Consider the following 18,282-nt stretch of genomic DNA (forward strand, 5'->3'; position numbering starts at 1 on the left):
AAGTCCGGCCGCCGGCGCGCCCCCTGGCGCCCCGGCGGCCGCGTCCGGAAACCACCGCTTACGGGGCGCCCCCGAACGGCATCGACAGCTCGAACCACACCACCTTGCCGGTGCTCAGCCGCGTCGCGCCCCAGCGCCGGGCCATCCGGTTGACCAGGTACAGACCGCGCCCGCCCTCGTCGGACGGCCGGGCCTGGCGCAGCCTGGGCAACTGCGGCACGTCGTCGCCGACCTCGCAGCGCAGCACGTCCGTCCGCAGCAGGCGCAGCGTGATCGGCCGCTCCGCGTACCGCACCGCGTTCGTGACCACCTCGCTGACCAGCAGCTCCAGCTGATCGGTCAGCTCCTCAAGGCCCCACCGGGACAGCGCCCGGCGGGCCAGCCGGCGGGCCTGCCCGGCCGTCTGCGCCTTCGGGTCCAGGTACCAGTACGCGACGTCGCTCGGCGCGATGCCGTCGAACCGGGCCGCGAGCAGCGCGATGTCGTCGTCCCGGTCACCGGGGCCGAGCATGTCCAGCACCTCGTCGCACAGCGGCTCCAGAGGCGGCGGGTTGGGCCCGGTCAGCCGGGCCGTCTCCATCAGCCGCTCCCGCAACTGCTCGATGCCGGTCCACACGTCCCGGATACGGGACTCCACCAGACCGTCCGTGTACAGCACGAGCGTGGCGCCCGCGGGCGCGTCCAGCTCGACCGCCTCGAAGTCCACCCCGCCCACGCCGATCGGCGCGCCCGGCGGCACCCGCAGCACCTCCGCGCGCCCGCCGCGGTGCAGCATCACGGGCGGCGGATGCCCGGCGTTGGCGACCATGATGCGGTGCGCCACCGGGTCGTAGACCGCGTACAGGCAGGTCGCCATCCGGTCCGAACCGAGCCGCTGCGCCTGCTCGTCGAGATGGTGCAGCACCTCCTGCGGCGGCAGGTCCAGCCCCGCGAGGGTCTGCGCGGTGGTGCGCAGCTGGCCCATGATCGCCGCGGAGGTCATGGAGTGGCCCATCACGTCGCCGACGACCAGCGCCACCCGGCTGCCGGGCAGCGGGATCGCGTCGTACCAGTCGCCACCCACCCGCGCCGTCTCGGCGGCGGGCAGATAGCGGCTGGCCAGCCGTACGCCGGTGGGCTGCGGCAGCGAGTCCGGCAGCATCGTGCGCTGGAGCGCGTCGGCGATGTACGCCTCGCGCCCGTACAGCACCGCCTTGTCGACACCCAGCGCCGTGTGCGTCGCCAACTGCGCCGCCACCAGCAGGTCGTCCGCCTCGAAGGCCGGACGGTCCGGGCGGCGCAGGAACACCGCGGCGCCGATCACCCGGCGGCCGCGCAACGGCGCCAGGATCACCCGGTGCCCGGCGGGCAGGTGGGTGAGCGGGCCGAGCAGCTCCGGCAGCGCGGCGCGCGCCGCCTGCACCTCGCCGAACAGCGGCCGTACGCCGCGCAGCACCTCCGCCAGCGGCCCGCCCGGCAGCACCTCGGACAGCTCCGCCGCGCTGCCGCCCATCGCCGGGCTCAGATCCGGCTGCGCGGGCAGCATCGGCAGCCGCCCGCCGTTGGTGTCCGGCTCCTCCGGAATCCGGTCGGTACGGCGCAGCCGCAGCACCACCGGGCCGGTCGGGCGCTCGTCACCCACCGGCAGCGGGTCGCGCAGATAGACCAGGATCGCGTCGGCGAACGTCGGCACCGTCGCCCGGCACAGCCCCAGCACGATCTCGTCGAGGTCTATGCCGCGGGCGATCCGCCGGGTCGCCGCGCCGATGAACCGCAGCCGGTCACCGCCCGCCTGACGCGCCGCCAGCAGCTCGCCGCTCTCGGCGGCCTGCGCGGGGTGCGCGGAACGGGCGGGCGGCGCGCCGGGGCCGCCGGTCTGCTCGGGGGTGCGCCCGGCCGCCCCGCCGCGGGCGCCGGTCTCCACCGGCACGCCGTGCGGTGCGGCGGGCGGCGGCACCCCGGGTGTCTCCTCGGGGCGCGGCCGGGGCCGGCCGGCCCCGGCGTCCGCCCGGCCGCCGTCCGCGGCGCACGCAGGAGAATCGTCACCGCGCGGCGCGGCGGCCGACATGTCAGCCACCCCGGCCGGTCCGCCGGCCGAGGACCGCCCCGGAAAACCGCGGGGATCGGCGGCCGCGGTGCACGGCGCCGGCTCGGGCCGGCCCTGGTGCGGGGTCGCCGAGGACGCGGCAGGCGGGGCGGCCTGCCGCGGTTCGTGGGAGGTCGGGTGCTCCGTCACGCGTGGGATTCCATCCGTCCGGGGCTGCGCGCGTCGCGCGCCGCGTCTCAAGCGCGTCGCAGGTGCAGGAAGAGCTGGAACTCGGGTGGGGTGTCCGTACTGGCCGGGGCATACGCATAGGAGTCCTCCCCGGTGACTTCGAAGCCCGCGTCGTGCACGACCTGGCGCAAGTCGTCCCGCAGGTAACCCGATACCCGGATCGTGCTGCCCAGGAACGGGATCGGGCAGTCGTCCAGCTCGGCTTCGACCATGGACAGGGCCAGCAGCCCGCCGGGTTTCAGCAGGGTGTGCAGCATCCGCAGGGTGTACGGGATCTCCGCGCGGGGCAGCATCAGCAGCGAGAAGAAGGCTACGGCACCGTCGAAGGAGCCCGGACCGCCGAGCCGGCCGTCGCGCAGGTCGGCGACGTCCAGCCGGTGGAAGCGGGCCGCCGGGACGTTGTCGCGGGCCAGCGCGACCATCGAGGGGGAGAGGTCCACACCGACGACCGTGTGCCCCGCGTCCGCCAGCTGACGGGCCGTCGGCAGGCCCGTACCGCAGCCGAGGTCCAGCACCCGCGCTCCGGGCGGCAGCGCGGCCGCGAGCCGGGCGCCGGCCGCGAGCTGTCCTTCCTTGTGCGGGAAGGCCTCGTCGTACCGGTCGCCGATCGCGTCGAACGCCTCCGCCTGCCCCGCCCGGTCCAGGACTAACCGGTTCAGGCCCTCGTATCCGTCGTAGCCTTCAGCGCTCACGACCTCGCCTCTCCTGCGACCGCGGTCAAGTTCGGGACTCCGCCTCGGGAGCCACGTCCGTGCAGTTCCGTGCAGTCTCGAGTTACGCCTGTGCAGTCTTGTGGAGGACGATCCTACGGTTGATCCCCAGGGGCGCATCAAGGGGGCTCACTCGCACGCCGCACCGCGCCCTCACCTGCCCGCCGGCGCGCCCGGAGCCGCCCCCTCGTACGGCCGTCCCGTGCGGGCTCCCGAAGCCCATCGCGCACGGACGGGGCGGACGCCCGCCGCCCACCACGCACCGACCGGGCGGAGGGCCCGCCGATCCGCCCCGGAGCCGGGCTCTCAGTCCCGCCCGGCCCGGTCCCAGTCCTCCGGCAGCCCCGGCACCTCCCACGCCGGGTCGGGCCGCCAGTCCTCCCAGCCCGAACGGAACGGCACACCCCACGCGGTGATGTGCTCGACCGCCGCGCGGCCCGCCGCCCGTACGTCCCCCGCCAGCGCGGCCGGCATCAGTCCGTCCCGCTGCGCCTGCGCGAACTCGTCCTCGTCACGCCACTCCCAATGCCGGTCCGGATACACGCAGATGTCCAGGAAGTGGTCCTGCGAGTCGATGCCGCCCGCCCAGCGGCGCCGCGGCTCCTCCAGGTTCACGTACCAGTTCTTGAAGTGCCAGCCGGGCTCCCAGAACAGCCACACCGACCAGGGGTCGCGTGGCCGGGCCAGCTTCAGCACCCCGGTCCCGAACCACTGGTCACGGGTGGTGCGCCGCGGCTTGGTGTACCGGCTGGCGAGCGGCTCGCGGTGGACGGGCGTCCCGTCGGCCAGCACCGGCTTGACGCAGGGCGTGCCGGGCGCCATCCACACCGCGAGCAGCTCGTCGGTGTCCTGTACGACGGTCATCGGACGGCAGATGTGGATACCGTCGCCGGCGTTGTCGCGGTACCGCCACAGGATGTGGTCACCGGGCGCCCAGCGTCCCGGCCTCTCCACGGCGGCCCGCGTGCCCTTCGCCCCGGCGGCGCCCTTCCTCGTCTCCACCATGTCCGCTGTCATGGGCAGATCCTAGAGGGGCACCGGTGTCCTGGCTGTGACGGAAGCCGCACGGAACGTTACGGATGTGTCATGCTCAGCACGTCGAGCGCCTCGTCCAACTGCTGCTCCGTCAACAGCCCCTGGCCGACGTACCCGGACTCGATGACCACCTCGCGGATCGTCTTCCGCTCGGCCAGCGACTTCTTGGCGACCTTGGCGGCCTCCTCGTACCCGATGTACTTGTTCAGCGGCGTGACGACGGAGGGCGACGACTCGGCGTACTCACGCGCCCGTTCGACGTTGGCGGTGATCCCGTCGACCGTGCGGTCCGCGAGCAGCCGGGAGACGTTGGCCAGCAGCCGCACCGACTCCAGCACGTTCTTCGCGATGACCGGCAGCATCACGTTCAGCTCGAAGTTGCCCGCGGCACCCGCCGCGGCCACCGTCGCGTCGTTGCCGGTGACCTGCGCGGCCACCATCAGCACCGCCTCCGGGATGACCGGGTTGACCTTGCCGGGCATGATGGACGAACCGGGCTGCAGGTCGGGCAGGTTGATCTCGGCCAGACCGGTGCGCGGCCCCGAGGACATCCACCGCAGATCGTTGGCGATCTTCGTCAGGCCGACGCCGATGGTGCGCAGCTGCCCGCTGGTCTCCACGACCGCGTCCCGCGCGCCCTGCGCCTCGAAGTGGTTGCGCGCCTCGGTCAGCGGCAGCCCCGTCGTCCGCGCCACCTCGGCGATCACCGCGGCGGGGAAGCCGGGCGGGGTGTTGATGCCGGTGCCCACCGCCGTACCGCCCAGCGGCAGTTCGGCCAGCCGCGGCAGCGCGGACCGCAGCCGCTCCACGCCGTAGCGGACCTGCGCCGCGAAGCCGCCGAACTCCTGGCCGAGGGTGACGGGCGTGGCGTCCATCAGATGCGTCCGCCCCGCCTTCACCACCTCGGCGAACTCGGTCTCCTTGCGCTCCAGCGCGGCCGCCAGCTGCTCCAGCGCCGGGATCAGGTCGCGGGTGACGGCCGCGGTCGCCGCGATGTGGATCGAGGACGGGAAGACGTCGTTGGACGACTGGGAGGCGTTGACGTGGTCGTTGGGGTGCACGTCGCGGCCCAGCCGCTCGGTGGCGAGGGTCGCGAGCACCTCGTTGGTGTTCATGTTGGACGACGTACCGGAGCCGGTCTGGAACACGTCCACGGGGAAATGCTCGTCCCACTTCCCGTCCGCGACCTCCGCCGCGGCCTCCTGGATCGCCGCCGCCACGTCCTCGTCCAGCACACCCAGCCCGGCATTGGCCTTGGCCGCCGCGGCCTTGATACGGGCCAGCGCCTCGATATGTGCCCGCTCCAGCCGCTGCCCGGAGACCGGGAAGTTCTCCACCGCCCGCTGCGTCTGCGCCCGCCACTTCGCGCGGGCGGGCACCTTCACCTCGCCCATCGAGTCGTGCTCGGTCCGGTAATCGCCGTGGTCGCCGCTCAGGCCGTTGTCGCTCATACCTGTGTCAGTGCCCGGGAACCATGATTCTGTTCCCGGGCACCGGCAGGTTTCGTCCGTCAGGCGGTACGCGCGAAGCGAACCCCTCAGGGGGCCGTACGGCCGTCAGGCGGTCCGCACCGGAATGCTGGTGAACGTCGGAGCGGGCGCCGGATCCTGGAAGAAGTCGTTGCCCTTGTCGTCAACGACGATGAACGCCGGGAAGTCCTCGACCTCGATCCGCCAGACCGCCTCCATGCCCAGTTCCTCGTATTCGAGGACCTCGACCTTCTTGATGCAGTCCTGCGCCAGGCGGGCCGCCGGGCCGCCGATCGAGCCCAGGTAGAAGCCGCCGTGCGCGGCGCACGCGTCGGTGACCTGCTGGGAGCGGTTGCCCTTGGCCAGCATGATCTTCGAGCCGCCCGCCGCCTGGAACTGCTCGACGTAGGCGTCCATCCGGCCGGCCGTGGTCGGGCCGAAGGAGCCGGACGCGTACCCCTCGGGGGTCTTCGCCGGGCCCGCGTAGTACACCGGGTGGTTCTTCAGGTACTCGGGCATCTCCTCGCCCGCGTCCAGCCGCTCCTTGATCTTCGCGTGCGCGATGTCGCGGGCGACGACCAGCGTGCCGGTGAGCGAGAGCCGGGTCTTGACCGGGTGCTTGGTCAGCTCGGCCAGCATCTCGTCCATCGGGCGGTTCAGGTCGATCTTCACCGCGTCGAGGTCCGGGCCCGCGCCCTCGGTCAGCTCCGCCTCGGTGGTCTCCGGCAGGAAGCGCGCCGGGTCCTTCTCCAACTGCTCCAGGAAGACGCCCTCGGCGGTGATCTTCGCGACGGCCTGGCGGTCGGCGGAGCAGGAGACGGCGATGGCGACCGGGCAGGACGCGCCGTGCCGGGGCAGGCGCACCACGCGCACGTCGTGGCAGAAGTACTTGCCGCCGAACTGCGCGCCGATGCCGATCTTCTGCGTCAGCTCGAAGACCTTCTCCTCCAGCTCCTTGTCACGGAAGCCGTGGCCGGTGGGGGAGCCCTCGGCGGGCAGCTCGTCCAGGTAGTGCGCGGAGGCGTACTTCGCGGTCTTCATCGCGTACTCGGCGCTGGTGCCGCCGACGACGATCGCCAGGTGGTACGGCGGGCAGGCGGCCGTGCCCAGCGAGCGGATCTTCTCCTCCAGGAACTTCATCATGCTCGCCTCGTTGAGGACGGCCTTCGTCTCCTGGTAGAGGAAGGACTTGTTGGCGCTGCCGCCGCCCTTGGCCATGAACAGGAACTTGTACGCGTCCCCGTCGTTCGCGTACAGCTCGATCTGGGCCGGCAGGTTGGAGCCGGTGTTCTTCTCGTCCCACATGGTCAGCGGGGCCATCTGGGAGTACCGCAGGTTCAGCTCGGTGTACGCGTCGTAGATGCCCCGGGAGAGCGCTTCCTCGTCACGGCCCCGCGTCAGTACGTTCTGGCCGCGCTTGCCCATGACGATGGCGGTGCCGGTGTCCTGGCACATCGGCAGCACGCCCGCCGCCGCGATGTTGGCGTTCTTCAGCAGGTCCAGCGCCACGAAGCGGTCGTTGGCGGACGCCTCGGGGTCGTCCAGGATGCGGCGAAGCTGGGCGAGGTGGGCCGGGCGCAGGTAGTGCGCGATGTCGTGCATCGCCTCGGCGGCCAGCTTGCGCAGCGCCTCCGGCTCGACCTTGAGGAACGTACGCCCGTCGGCCTCGAAGGTGCTCACACCCTCCGAAGTGACGAGGCGGTAGGGGGTGTTGTCCTCGCCTACGGGGAGCAGGTCGGTATAGGCGAACTCCGGGCGGGCTGGGCGCGAGACGGGGGGCATCAGGGGTTATTCCTCACTGGGCGGTGGATTTCGGCTGACATCTGCGGCAGCGCCTGACCAGCGTAGAACCCCCGCTCCCGGTCGCCGCTGTGAGGTAAGGCTCACCTGGAACGCCTTCGGGACCGTGTGTCCTCTAGTCGCGATCTATCGCGTTTCGGTAGGCTGCCTCCGTGGACGAATCGTCGCTCGCCAAGCGAGCCCAGCAGCCGGTGAACCTGACCAAGCCCGTGGCCGAGGCCGAGCTGAGGGCCTCCGATGCCGACCGGGACCGGATCGCGGAGATCCTGCGCGAGGCGCTGGCGGTCGGGCGGCTGGACGCCGAGGAGCACTCCGAGCGCATCGACCTGGTCTACCGCGCCAAGACGATGGGCGAACTGGAGCCGCTGGTACGCGACCTGCCCGCGGAGGGCGACGTCCCCGGCCCCGGCCCGCGGCCGCCGCGTACGAGGCGGAGCCGGGCGGCGCGCTGCCGGACCAGAGCATGGTCGCGATCTTCAGCGCGTCGACCCGCAAGGGCCGCTGGCGGGTGCCCGCCCGTATCAACGCCGTCGCGGTCTTCGGCAGCGTGGAGATCGACCTGACCGAGGGGATCTTCCAGCAGCAGCAGGTCCGGATCAACGTCACCTCGATCTTCGGCAGCGTGGAGATCCGGGTGCCCGAGAACGTCACCCTGCGCAGCAACGGCTCCGGCGTGCTCGGCGCCTTCGAGGTCGAGACCCACGAGTCGGTGGACGCCGACGCCCCGGTCGTCCTCGTCAACGGCTACGCGGTGCTCGGCAGCGTCGAGGCCCGGGCCAAGCGCGGCAAGTGGCTGCGCGACCTGCGTGACGATCTGCGGGGCGCCCGGCGCGCGTGGCAGGAGCAGCGGCGCGACGAGCGCCGGGACCGGTACGACGAGCGCCGGGACCGGTTCGAGGGCCGCCGGGACCAGCGCCGGGCCTGGCGCGACGAGCGGCGGGACGAGCGGCGCGGGCGGCCGCACGGCGGCCACCGCGACTGACCGGCCGGCGGGCCGGGGCCGCGACGGCGGCGCTCCGGCCCCGGAGGCGGTGTTTCCGCGGCGCGTCCGTACTGCTCGGCGGCCGATCGCAACCGTGTGCATAAGCACGCGTACAGCGGGTAGGGCTGGTGCATCGTCTCTCGTACGGCTGCGGGGTGCGAAAAGTCGTGCGCAGCGAGACGGGCAAGGGTGACTCTTCGCCGAAGCCGTCGTCAGGAGTAGACCGTGCTGCTACCGCATCAGCCTCTGCAGGACACCGCAGTTGTTCCGTCCCAGCGGGTTCCCTCTCGCGAAGAGGCCGGTCCCTGGCACGCGGAGGCGGTGTGCCGCCGTGACGAGGCGGGCCTGTTCTTCGCACCGTCCAAGGAGCCGACCGCCGCGCGCCTGGCGAGGGAGGAAGCCGCCAAGCGGGTCTGTGCCCGCTGCCCGGTGATGATCGAATGCCGGGAGCACGCCCTCGTGCAGCCGGAGCCCTACGGGGTGTGGGGCGGCCTGACCGCCGCCGAACGCCGGGTCGTACTGGCCCGCCGCCGGCGCCGGGAGACCGAGCTGCAGCGCTCGGCCCGTATGCAGGCCGCCGCCGGTTGAGCGGCCCGTGCGACCGGCACGCGTGACGGGCCGGGACCCCGCCGGGAAGACGGCGGAGTCCCGGCCCGAGTGTGTGCGGGGCCGACCGGGGCGCCCGAAGGCGGTTGCCGGGTGCCGCGACGGCCTTGCCGGGACCGGTCGTGACCGGTTGTGGCCGGTTCGGGCTAGTTGGGGCGCTCGAAGTCGACCGAGCTGTACGCGCGCAGCTTGGAGAGCCGGTGCTCGGAGTCGACCCGGCGGATCGTGCCGGACTTGGAGCGCATCACCAGCGATGAGGTGGTGGCGGTCTCGGCGCGGTAGCGCACCCCGCGCAGCAGGTCGCCGTCGGTGATGCCGGTGGCGACGAAGAAGACGTTGTCGCCGCGGACCAGGTCGTCGGTCTGCAACACCTGGTCCAGGTCGTGCCCGGCGTCGATCGCGCGCTGCCGCTCCTCGTCGTCCTTGGGCCACAGCTTGGCCTGAAGGGTGCCGCCCAGGCACTTCAGCGCACATGCGGCGATGATGCCCTCCGGCGTACCGCCGATGCCCAGCAGCAGGTCGACGCCGGTGCCCTCGCGGGCTGCCATGATCGCGCCGGCCACGTCGCCGTCGGAGATGAACTTGATCCGGGCGCCGGCCTCCCGTACCTCCTTGACCAGGCCCTCGTGGCGCGGCCGGTCCAGGATGACGACGGTGACGTCCTCGACGGCGGACTTCTTCGCCTTGGCGATCCGGCGGATGTTCACGCCGACCGGCGCCGTGATGTCGACGAAGTCGGCGGCCTCCGGGCCGGTGGCCAGCTTGTCCATGTAGAAGACCGCGGACGGGTCGAACATGGCGCCGCGCTCGGCCACGGCCATCACGGAGACGGCGTTGGCCATGCCCTTGGCGGTCAGCGTGGTGCCGTCGACCGGGTCCACGGCCACGTCGCACTCGGCTCCGGTGCCGTCACCGACCCGCTCGCCGTTGTAGAGCATCGGGGCGTTGTCCTTCTCGCCCTCCCCGATGACCACGACGCCGTTCATCGAGACGGTGTGGATCAAGGCACGCATGGCCTTGACGGCGGCGCCGTCGGCGCCGTTCTTGTCGCCGCGCCCGACCCAGCGGCCCGAGGCCATGGCTCCGGCTTCGGTCACCCGGACGAGCTCCAGCGCGAGGTTGCGGTCGGGAGCCTCGGGGCTGACCTCTAGTTGGGACGGCAGATGATGCTCGGTCATCGAGCGCACCTTTCTGTACGGCGACGGCCGGAATGGTGAGGGTGGCTATGACTTTATCGGTACGTCGCCAAAATGAGCAGCGGGCCCTACGCATGAGCGGCGACATGGAGCCATGCGGGCGTGTCCCCGCGCGGCGGGCGGCGGGCGGGGGGCGTGTCTTCGCGGAGCCGGGGATGGGGGACCATAGAGGCGTGGCAGGTATGCGAGGCAAGCAGACGGTTCGGGACATGGTCCTGTCGATGGCGGTGATCGGCGCCCTCGTCGCGGGCATCTATGTCTTCATCCCGCACAACGACAGCAGGACCGCCGAGGTGAACGCGGTCAAGACGGTCGACTACCGCGTCGAGCTCGCGACCGCCCGGCGTGCCGCGCCGTACCCGGTCGCCGCGCCCGAGGGACTGCCCGAGGGCTGGCGCGCCACCTCCGTCACGTACAAGGCGAGCAAGGACGGCAAGGGCGGCGCCTGGCACCTGGGCTTCCTCGACCCGGAGCAGGAGTACGCGTCGCTGGAGCAGAGCGACGCGCCCGCGAAGAAGTTCATTCAGGACGTCACGCTGGGCGCCGAGAAGGCCGCGGGCCGGCAGGCCGTCGGCGGCGTGAAGTGGGACCGCTACAAGGGCGAGAAGTACCGCGCGCTGGTGCGCGAGGAGGAGGGCGTCACGACCGTCCTCACCGGCACCGCGCCGTACGGTCGGCTCGCCGAGCTGGCGGCCTCGCTGAAGGCCGAGAAGGGCTGACGGGCCGGCCGCTCCGGACGGATACGACGAGGCCGCCGCACCCGGGATGGGTGCGGCGGCCTCGTCGTACGTGCTGGTCGGGCGGCGCCGAATCAGACGGTGGTGACGGCCTCGTCGAAGCCCAGCCGCGGCGAGCGCGGGCTGTGTCTGTCCGGGGGCGACCCCCGGGCCCCCGGCCGGATCAGACGGTGGTGACGGCCTCGTCGAAGCCCAGCCGCGGCGAGCGCGGGAAGAACGCGTCGGCGCCCGGCTTGCCGATGTTGATGACCATGAAGGACTTCTGCTTGCCGTCGCCGAAGAACTCCTTGTCGATGCCGGCGAAGTCGAAGCCGGTCATCGGGCCCGCGGCCAGGCCCGCCGCGCGGACGCCGACGATGAAGTAGCCGGCCTGCAGCGTGGCGTTCTGGACGCCGGCGACCTCACGGACGGCGGCCTCGGAGAAGAAGGTGTCCTTGATGCCGGGGGCGTGCGGGAACAGCGTCGGCAGCTTCTCGTGGAAGTCCAGGTCCGTGGAGAGGATCACGGTCAGCGGCGCGCTCAGCGTCTTCGGGCCGTTGGCGCCCATCGCGTGCCGCACCAGGCGCTCGCGGGCGTCCTCGGAGCGGACCATGGTGATGCGCAGCGGCGACTGGTTGAAGGCGGTGGGGGCGTACTTCACCAGGTCGTAGATGGCCTGCACCTGCTCGTCCGTCACCGGCTCGTCCGTGAACGAGTTGGCGGTCTGAGCCTCGCGGAAGAGGAGGTCCTGGGCGGCGGCGTCGAGCGCGAGAGACATGAGGGCACCTCGTAAGTCGGGATTTCCGTGTTCGTCATCAACTGTAACCAAGATAGATTAAGTTTCAACTAATACGGTGGAATCGTGACCCGATTCACAAGGTTCCACAGGGTGGTGATGCCTTGGGGCGGGCGTGCGGCCCCGAGGGCGTACGGATGGTGGCAGCCCGGGCCCGGCTCTGTTCGGCCTCTGAGGCTTCGGCCACTCAGGCTTCAGCCTCCGAGGCTTCGGCCACTGAGGCGCGGCTCCACCGCGGCCTTGCCCGGATCTACGCGGCCGCTACCCGGCCGCGTCCTCGCCCGTCTCCTCCTCTTCCGCTTCCTCCGCCAGCGCCGCGTCCAGGCGCGCCCGCGCCCCGTCCAGCCAGCGGCGGCAGACCTTTGCCAACTCCTCGCCGCGCTCCCAGAGCGCGAGGGACTCCTCCAGCGTGGTCCCGCCGGCCTCCAGACTGCGGACGACCTCGATCAGCTCGTCCCGGGCCTGTTCGTACCCGAGCGTGGAGCCGTCCGACTGCGCCGCGTCCGCCGTGCCGTCCGCCATCGTGTCGTCGTCCGTCTTCGCCTTCGCCATGGCTCCCACCCTATTCCGGGGGTGTGACATCGGACCGTGGGCCGTTCCCGGACACCCGTACCCGGAACTCGCCCTCGGCGACCCGGGCCCGCAGTTCGTCGTCCGGCGCGACCTCGCGCGGCGACCGCACGGCCGAGCCGTCCGGTTTCTGGAGCACCGCGTAGCCACGTTCCAGGGTCGCCTTGGGGGAGAGGGCGACGACCCGCGCCAGTGTGTGCGACAGCTCCGAGTCGGCGCGGTCCAGCAGATGCCCCAGAGTGCGCCGGCCGCGCTCCAGCAGGGCTGTGACCTGGTCCTCGCGCTCCTCGACCATCCGGTGGGGCCGCTGCATGGAGGGCCTGCTCAGGGCCGCGGCCAGGCCGCGCTCCTCGCGGTCCAGGCAGCCGCTGATCGCGCGCAGCGCCCGCTCGCGCAACTGCTGGATGCGGGCGAACTCCTCGCCGACGTCCGGTACGACCTTCTTCGCCGCGTCCGTCGGGGTCGAGGCGCGCAGATCGGCGACCAGGTCCAGCAGCGGCGAGTCCGGTTCGTGGCCGATCGCGGAGACGACGGGGGTACGGGCGGCACCCACGGCCCGTACGAGCTGCTCGTCCGAGAACGGCAGCAGATCCTCGACGCTGCCGCCGCCGCGCGCCACGATGATCACGTCGACCTCGGGGAGCGCGTCCAGCTCCTTGACCGCCTCGATCACCTGGGGCACCGCGTGCACGCCCTGCACCGGCACGTTGCGCACCTCGAAGCGGACCGCCGGCCAGCGCAGCCGGGCGTTCTCCAGGACGTCCCGCTCGGCGGCGCTGGCCCGGCCGCACACCAGGCCGATCAGCTGCGGCAGGAACGGCAGCCCCGCTTGCGCTCCGACCGGAACAGGCCCTCGGCGGCGAGCGACTTCTTCAGCTGCTCCAGGCGCGCCAGCAGTTCGCCGACGCCCACCGGTTTGATCTCGGCGGCCCGCAGCGAGAGCTGGCCGCGCGGGGCGTACCACTCCGGCTTGGCGTGCACGACGACGCGCGCGCCCTCGCTGACCACGTCCGCGATCTTGTCGAAGACCTGGCGGTAGCACGTCACGCTCACCGAGATGTCGTACGACGGATCGCGCAGCGTCAGGAAGACCACACCGGCGCCCGGCCGCCGGGACAGCTGCGTGATCTGCCCCTCGACCCAGACGGCTCCCAGCCGGTCGATCCACCCCCCGATGAGCCGCGACACCTCGCCGACGGGGATCGGCGCCTCCGCAGACGTCCTCACACTCATGCCACGAGCGTATAGCCCGGCACTGACAACGCCGGAGTGCGCGGCTCTGCGTCTTTACGGTCCGCCGGGGCGTGCGGCTCCAGGCGCCGTACGGACCGCCGGGGCGCGGTGGCCCTGTGCCCGTACGGACCGCCGGGGCGCGGTGGCCCTGTGCCCGTACGGCCCGTAGCGGCGTCAGCCACCCGCCGCCCTGGCCTTCCGCCGCCCGTACTGCACCGCCAGTACCACCAGCCCCACCACCAGCCAGGCCGCGCCGACGATCTGCGCGGTCCGGGACGCCTCCACGACGACCGCGACCACCACACCCAGCCCCAGCACCGGCACCAGCACATGCTTGAGGAGGCTCGGCCGCTCGGCCCGCTTGCGTACCCAGAACCAGCCGATCACCGAGGCGTGCAGCAGTCCGAAGGCGGTCAGCGCGCCCACGTTGACGATCGAGGACAGGTGATCCAGCCCGTCGTCGCGGCGGGCCGCCCACACCGCCGCGACCAGCGTCACCACCGCGGCGCCCAGCAAGGCCCGCCGCGGCACCCCGCTGCCCGCGTCCACCTTCGACATCGCGCCCGGCAGCCGCCGGTCCCGCGCCATCGCGAACAGCAGCCGCCCGGCCGCCGCCTGCCCCGCCAGCGCCGCGAACGCCGCCCCGACGGCCTTGCTCGCCGCCACCAGCTTCTGCAGCCACTCGCCGGCGGCCGCGTTCGCCGTCGTGTAGAAGGCGTCGCCCTGCTCGGCGGGCTTCTCCGCCAGCTCCGCCGCCGACATCGGCGCCAGCAGCGCCGCCAGGTACGTCTGTACGGCGAACAGCACCCCCGCGACGACCAGGCAGACCAGTACGGCCCGCGCCACCCGGGTTCCGCCCGCCCGTCGCCCGCCGCCACCTTGCCCCGGACGTGCTTCGCGCGGCGCTTCCTTCGCCTCCTCCGCGAACGACGCGATCGCGTCGAACCCCAGATACGACAGCACCGCGACCGACACCGCGGCCAGCACCGCACTCGTGGAGAACGCCCCCTCGCCGGTCAGCGGCACCGACCAGCCGCGCTGCGCCCCGTCCGTGGCCAGCACCCACACCGCCGTCACCACGAACACCACCAGCACCGCGAGCTCCATCGCCAGCACCACGAAGCCGGCCACCGCCGCCGTCCGTACCCCCAGGAGGTTCAGCAGCGTGGTGACGACCACCGCGAGCGCCGTCCACACCCACTGGTGCACGGACGGCACCAGCGCGTGCATGGCGATGCCGGAGAAGAGGTACGCCACCGCCGGGATCAGCAGGTAGTCGAGCATCGCCATCCACCCGGCGACGAAGCCCGCCCCGTCGCCGAGCCCGGCCCGCGCGTAGGTGAAGACCGACCCGGCCTGCGGGGCGACCCGCACCATCTGCGCGTACGAGTACGCGGTGAAGGCCATCGCGACCGTCGCCACCACGTAGACGATGGTGATCGCGCCGTGCGACTTGGCCTGGAGCGTGCCGAAGATCCCGACGGGCGCCATCGGGGCGATGAACAGCAGCCCGTAGACGACCAGGTCGCGGAAGGACAGCGTGCGCCGGAGCCCGCCGCCACCGGGCGCGGCGGACGCGCCGGGCGCCGTGGCGGTACCGGAGGCGGCGTCGCGCGCAGCGCGCCCGGGGAGGGCGGCGGTGAACGACGGGCGGGCGGGTTCGGCTCGGACGGTGCGCTCATGGCGGTCACTCCAGCAGGGGACGTACGGCCGACGATGATCGTCGGCTGTCTCCCAGCTTCGGGCAAGGCCGCATCCGGACGGGGGTGACGCGCCAGGAGAGGCGGCCGAGGGAGGCGACCGGGGAGGCGGTCAGGGGCGCGGCGGGTGCATGAAGGGCGCGCCGGGAGCCGGAGGGGCGGTGGGGGAGCGGTGGGGGGCGCCCACGCCCGCGTAAACCCTCGTGAACCCGCGCGACCCGCGGGAACCCGCGTGAAGCGGAACCCGCACGCCCCCGTCGCGCTGCGCGCCCCGCCACGTCCCGGCGGCATCACGAACCCCGAAGTCGGCCCCGTACGATGGATCGTATGACTGCTGCTACGCCCAGCCCGTCGCCCGCCACCGTTCCGGACGGCGAGACCGTTCCGGACGGAGACGCCGCACCGCGCGAGGACCGCCGCCGGGTCCTGCTCGCCGCGCCCCGCGGCTATTGCGCGGGCGTGGACCGTGCCGTGATCGCCGTCGAGAAAGCCCTGGAACAGTACGGCGCGCCCGTCTACGTGCGCCACGAGATCGTCCACAACAAGTACGTCGTCAAGACCCTGGAGAAGAAGGGCGCGATCTTCGTCGAGGAGACGGCGGAGGTGCCCGAGGGCAACATCGTCATCTTCTCCGCGCACGGCGTCGCCCCGGTCGTCCACGACGAGGCCAAGCAGGGCAAGCTGGCCACCATCGACGCCACCTGCCCGCTGGTCACCAAGGTCCACAAGGAAGCCGTCCGGTACGCCAAGGAGGACTTCGACATCCTCCTGATCGGCCACGAGGGCCACGAAGAGGTCATCGGCACCAGCGGCGAGGCCCCCGAGCACATCACCCTCGTCGACGGCCCCGAGGACGTGAAGAACATCGAGGTCCGCGACCCGGACAAGGTCGTCTGGCTCTCCCAGACCACCCTCTCGGTCGACGAGACCATGGAGACGGTCGACGCCATCAAGGGCCGCTACCCCAACCTCCTCTCCCCGCCCAGCGACGACATCTGCTACGCCACGCAGAACCGCCAGACCGCCGTCAAGCAGATGGGCGCCGAGGCCGACCTCGTCATCGTCGTCGGCTCCAAGAACTCCTCGAACTCCGTCCGCCTCGTCGAGGTCGCCCTCGGCGCCGGCGCCCGCGCGGCCCACCTGGTCGACGGCGCGGAGGAGATCGACGAGAGCTGGCTGGAGGGCGTGACCACGGTCGGCCTGACTTCCGGTGCCTCCGTCCCCGAGGTCCTGGTGCACGGCGTACTGGACTGGCTCGCCCAGCGCGGCTACGAGGACGTGGAGACGGTCAAGGCCGCCGAGGAGTCCATCACCTTCTCCCTGCCGAAGGAACTCCGCCGCGACCTGCGCTCCGAGGCGAAGACCGCCGCCGAGGGCTGATGCTCCGGGCGGCGCCCGGGCCGATCGGCCCGGCGGATCCCTCCCGAACCCGAAAGTCGAGGGGTGAACCGCCCCGTCCCCGCCTAGCCTCTAGGCATGAAGGTCTTTGGTGTGGACATCGGCGGGTCGGGCATCAAGGGCGCCCCGGTGGACCTGGAGCGCGGTGACCTGGCGGACGAGCGGTACAAGGTACTGACCCCGCGGCCGGCGACCCCGGACGCGGTCGCGGACTGCGTCCAGCAGGTCGTGGACCACTTCGGCTGGACGGGACCGGTCGGCGCGACGTTCCCCGGCGTGGTGACGGACGGCGTCACCCGTACGGCGGCCAATGTCGACAAGGGGTGGATCGACCGGAACGCGGCCGCGCTGCTGGCGGGCCGCCTCGGCGGCGAGACCGACGGCTGCCCGGTCACGGTCCTCAACGACGCCGACGCGGCGGGCCTGGCCGAGATGCACTTCGGCGCGGGCAAGGGCCGCGGCGGCACGGTCATCGTGCTCACCTTCGGCACCGGCATCGGCAGCGCCGTCTTCACCGACGGCAAGCTCGTGCCCAACACCGAGCTGGGCCACCTGGAGCTGCACGGCCACGACGCGGAGAAGCGGGCGTCCACCAAGGTCAAGGACGACGAGGACCTGAGCTGGGAGCAGTGGGCCCACCGGGTACGGAAGTACCTGGCCCACGTGGAGATGCTCTTCTCGCCCCGGCTGTTCGTGATCGGCGGCGGCGTCAGCCGCAAGGCGGCGAAGTTCCTGCCGCTGATCGAGGGCATCCGGGCGGAGATCGTGCCCGCCCAGTTGCAGAACAACGCGGGCATCGTGGGCGCCGCGATGGCCGCACGGGCAGCGGGCCAGGAAGGCACGGCGGCCCCCGCCGGCGCAGGCGCGTCGGCAGGCCCCCTCTCCACCGCCACTCCCGGCGCTTCTCCTTCCCCCTCCTCCGCTACGTCGCAGGTCGGCTGGCCGGCCGATCCCTGACCTGGCCCGCCCGCTGGACGGCGGACTGCCCCGGCGTGCGGCCGGGGCGGTGCGGCCCCTGGCCCAGCCCCGGGCGCTGTCCCGGCCCCGGCGCCTGCTCCACCCGCCGGCGCACGCGCTCCGGTTCCGCGCCCGGCGCCTTCCCGGCGCTCTGCGCCCGTGCGGGCGCCCGGCCCGCCGCACGCGCCGCCTGCCGCCGCGCGTGCCGTTCGGCCTGCCGCCGTGCCAGGGCCGCCACCTTGCGTACGAGGACGATCAGCGTGCAGGTCAGCGTGCCCGCGTACAGCCAGCCCGCCTGCGTCGCCAGCACCGTGAAGACGCCCATCAGCAGGCCGCCGACCCCGCCCGTGTTGTGGCTGATCGGTACGGTTCCGACGGTGTACGCGATGGGCAGCGCGACCGGCGCCGTGATCAGGTCGTACGGCCGTACCCACAGCCCGGCGCACACGCTCACCAGGACGAAGAACACCCCGTAGGCCGTCGGCGCGGCGCCGAACAGCAGCCGGTCGAGGAAGGCGAAGCCGAAGAGGGCGAGGGTGCTGAGCAGGCCGCACCCCAGCCCGGTGAGCCGGGGCGCGGGCAGCCGCGCGGCGGCCGCCGCGAGCGGAGCCAGCGGCCCGCTCCGGCGCGCGCGGACGCGGTAGACGGTCGAACTCTCCTCGCCGTACCCGTCGGCTCCGGGGCCGCGCGGGGCGCCCGGTCCGCCCGGGGCCCGGGGTGCTCCCGGAGTGCCCGCCGCATTCACGGCATTCCGGGCGCCCCGGGTGCCCCGGACCTCCGGAGCGTTCGTCGGCAAGGCCTCCGCGGGGCGGGGAAGCCGTGCGTCCTGGCCCGCTGCCGGACGGCCGGTCCGGGGCGGA

At 72.7% G+C, this 18,282-nt stretch carries 14 protein-coding genes and 2 pseudogenes; 5 read left to right on the plus strand and 11 right to left on the minus strand.

Annotated elements, in window-relative coordinates; translation table 11 throughout:
• Nucleotides 1–58: 58 nt before the first annotated feature.
• The 5 genes from ACEXOX_RS30695 to ACEXOX_RS30715 all read right to left on the minus strand — a co-directional run bounded on the left by ACEXOX_RS30695 (nt 59) and on the right by ACEXOX_RS30715 (nt 7,250).
• Nucleotides 59–2,215, minus strand: a complete 2,157-nt coding sequence (locus tag ACEXOX_RS30695; protein ID WP_406524319.1) for a SpoIIE family protein phosphatase — start codon at nt 2,213–2,215, stop codon at nt 59–61.
• A gap of 47 nt (nt 2,216–2,262) precedes the next feature.
• The gene (locus ACEXOX_RS30700) at nt 2,263–2,946 is read right to left on the minus strand and encodes a class I SAM-dependent DNA methyltransferase (RefSeq protein WP_406524320.1); all 684 of its coding nucleotides are present in this window, start codon (nt 2,944–2,946) and stop codon (nt 2,263–2,265) included.
• Between the two features lie 324 nt (nt 2,947–3,270).
• A complete protein-coding gene (locus ACEXOX_RS30705; RefSeq protein ID WP_406524321.1) occupies nt 3,271–3,981 on the minus strand; it encodes a DUF402 domain-containing protein in 711 nt (236 codons plus the stop codon).
• A 56-nt stretch (nt 3,982–4,037) separates the two neighbouring features.
• The gene (locus ACEXOX_RS30710; RefSeq protein ID WP_406524322.1) at nt 4,038–5,450 is read right to left on the minus strand and encodes a class II fumarate hydratase; all 1,413 of its coding nucleotides are present in this window, start codon (nt 5,448–5,450) and stop codon (nt 4,038–4,040) included.
• Between the two features lie 105 nt (nt 5,451–5,555).
• On the minus strand, nt 5,556–7,250 hold the full coding sequence (locus ACEXOX_RS30715) for a fumarate hydratase (protein ID WP_406524323.1): 1,695 nt from the start codon (nt 7,248–7,250) through the stop codon (nt 5,556–5,558).
• Between the two features lie 170 nt (nt 7,251–7,420).
• On the opposite strand from ACEXOX_RS30715, the pseudogene ACEXOX_RS30720 reads away from it, so the two are divergent.
• A pseudogene (locus ACEXOX_RS30720) lies at nt 7,421–8,088 on the plus strand (DUF1707 domain-containing protein); the annotation flags it as partial.
• Nucleotides 8,089–8,475: 387 nt separating this feature from the next.
• Entirely contained in the window at nt 8,476–8,838 is a 363-nt protein-coding gene (locus ACEXOX_RS30725; RefSeq protein ID WP_033040133.1) for a WhiB family transcriptional regulator, read from the plus strand.
• Nucleotides 8,839–9,002: 164 nt separating this feature from the next.
• Here ACEXOX_RS30725 and glpX read toward each other — a convergent pair whose 3' ends face one another.
• Complete coding sequence (gene glpX, locus ACEXOX_RS30730) at nt 9,003–10,034, minus strand: class II fructose-bisphosphatase (RefSeq protein WP_406524324.1); 1,032 nt, start codon at nt 10,032–10,034, stop codon at nt 9,003–9,005.
• A gap of 200 nt (nt 10,035–10,234) precedes the next feature.
• Here glpX and ACEXOX_RS30735 point away from each other — a divergent pair, with 200 nt between their 5' ends.
• Nucleotides 10,235–10,771: a DUF4245 domain-containing protein gene (locus ACEXOX_RS30735; protein WP_406526518.1), complete on the plus strand. Its 537-nt coding sequence runs from the start codon at nt 10,235–10,237 to the stop codon at nt 10,769–10,771.
• Nucleotides 10,772–10,952: 181 nt separating this feature from the next.
• Here the strand turns inward: ACEXOX_RS30735 and ACEXOX_RS30740 are convergent, their stop codons facing one another.
• The 4 genes and pseudogenes from ACEXOX_RS30740 to ACEXOX_RS30755 form a co-directional block, all read right to left on the minus strand.
• The gene (locus ACEXOX_RS30740; RefSeq protein ID WP_030024650.1) at nt 10,953–11,546 is read right to left on the minus strand and encodes a malonic semialdehyde reductase; all 594 of its coding nucleotides are present in this window, start codon (nt 11,544–11,546) and stop codon (nt 10,953–10,955) included.
• A gap of 279 nt (nt 11,547–11,825) precedes the next feature.
• Nucleotides 11,826–12,116, minus strand: a complete 291-nt coding sequence (locus ACEXOX_RS30745; RefSeq protein ID WP_406524325.1) for an exodeoxyribonuclease VII small subunit — start codon at nt 12,114–12,116, stop codon at nt 11,826–11,828.
• Between the two features lie 10 nt (nt 12,117–12,126).
• Nucleotides 12,127–13,367: pseudogene (gene xseA, locus ACEXOX_RS30750) on the minus strand (exodeoxyribonuclease VII large subunit).
• A 174-nt stretch (nt 13,368–13,541) separates the two neighbouring features.
• Nucleotides 13,542–14,858: an APC family permease gene (locus ACEXOX_RS30755; protein ID WP_406524326.1), complete on the minus strand. Its 1,317-nt coding sequence runs from the start codon at nt 14,856–14,858 to the stop codon at nt 13,542–13,544.
• Between the two features lie 527 nt (nt 14,859–15,385).
• On the opposite strand from ACEXOX_RS30755, the gene ACEXOX_RS30760 reads away from it, so the two are divergent.
• Nucleotides 15,386–16,447 carry a 4-hydroxy-3-methylbut-2-enyl diphosphate reductase gene (locus ACEXOX_RS30760; protein WP_406524327.1) on the plus strand — a complete coding sequence of 354 codons (1,062 nt, stop codon included), beginning with the start codon at nt 15,386–15,388 and terminating at the stop codon, nt 16,445–16,447.
• Between the two features lie 96 nt (nt 16,448–16,543).
• Entirely contained in the window at nt 16,544–17,422 is an 879-nt protein-coding gene (gene ppgK / locus ACEXOX_RS30765; protein WP_406524328.1) for a polyphosphate--glucose phosphotransferase, read from the plus strand.
• Here the strand turns inward: ppgK and ACEXOX_RS30770 are convergent.
• Nucleotides 17,388–18,167 (minus strand): DUF6542 domain-containing protein, encoded by a 780-nt coding sequence (locus tag ACEXOX_RS30770; RefSeq protein WP_406524329.1) that lies wholly within the window; start codon nt 18,165–18,167, stop codon nt 17,388–17,390. The genes ppgK and ACEXOX_RS30770 overlap by 35 nt on opposite strands.
• Nucleotides 18,168–18,282 lie beyond the last annotated feature (115 nt).

Source organism: Streptomyces sp. Ac-502 (assembly GCF_045222935.1).
GTDB lineage: Bacteria > Actinomycetota > Actinomycetes > Streptomycetales > Streptomycetaceae > Streptomyces > Streptomyces monomycini.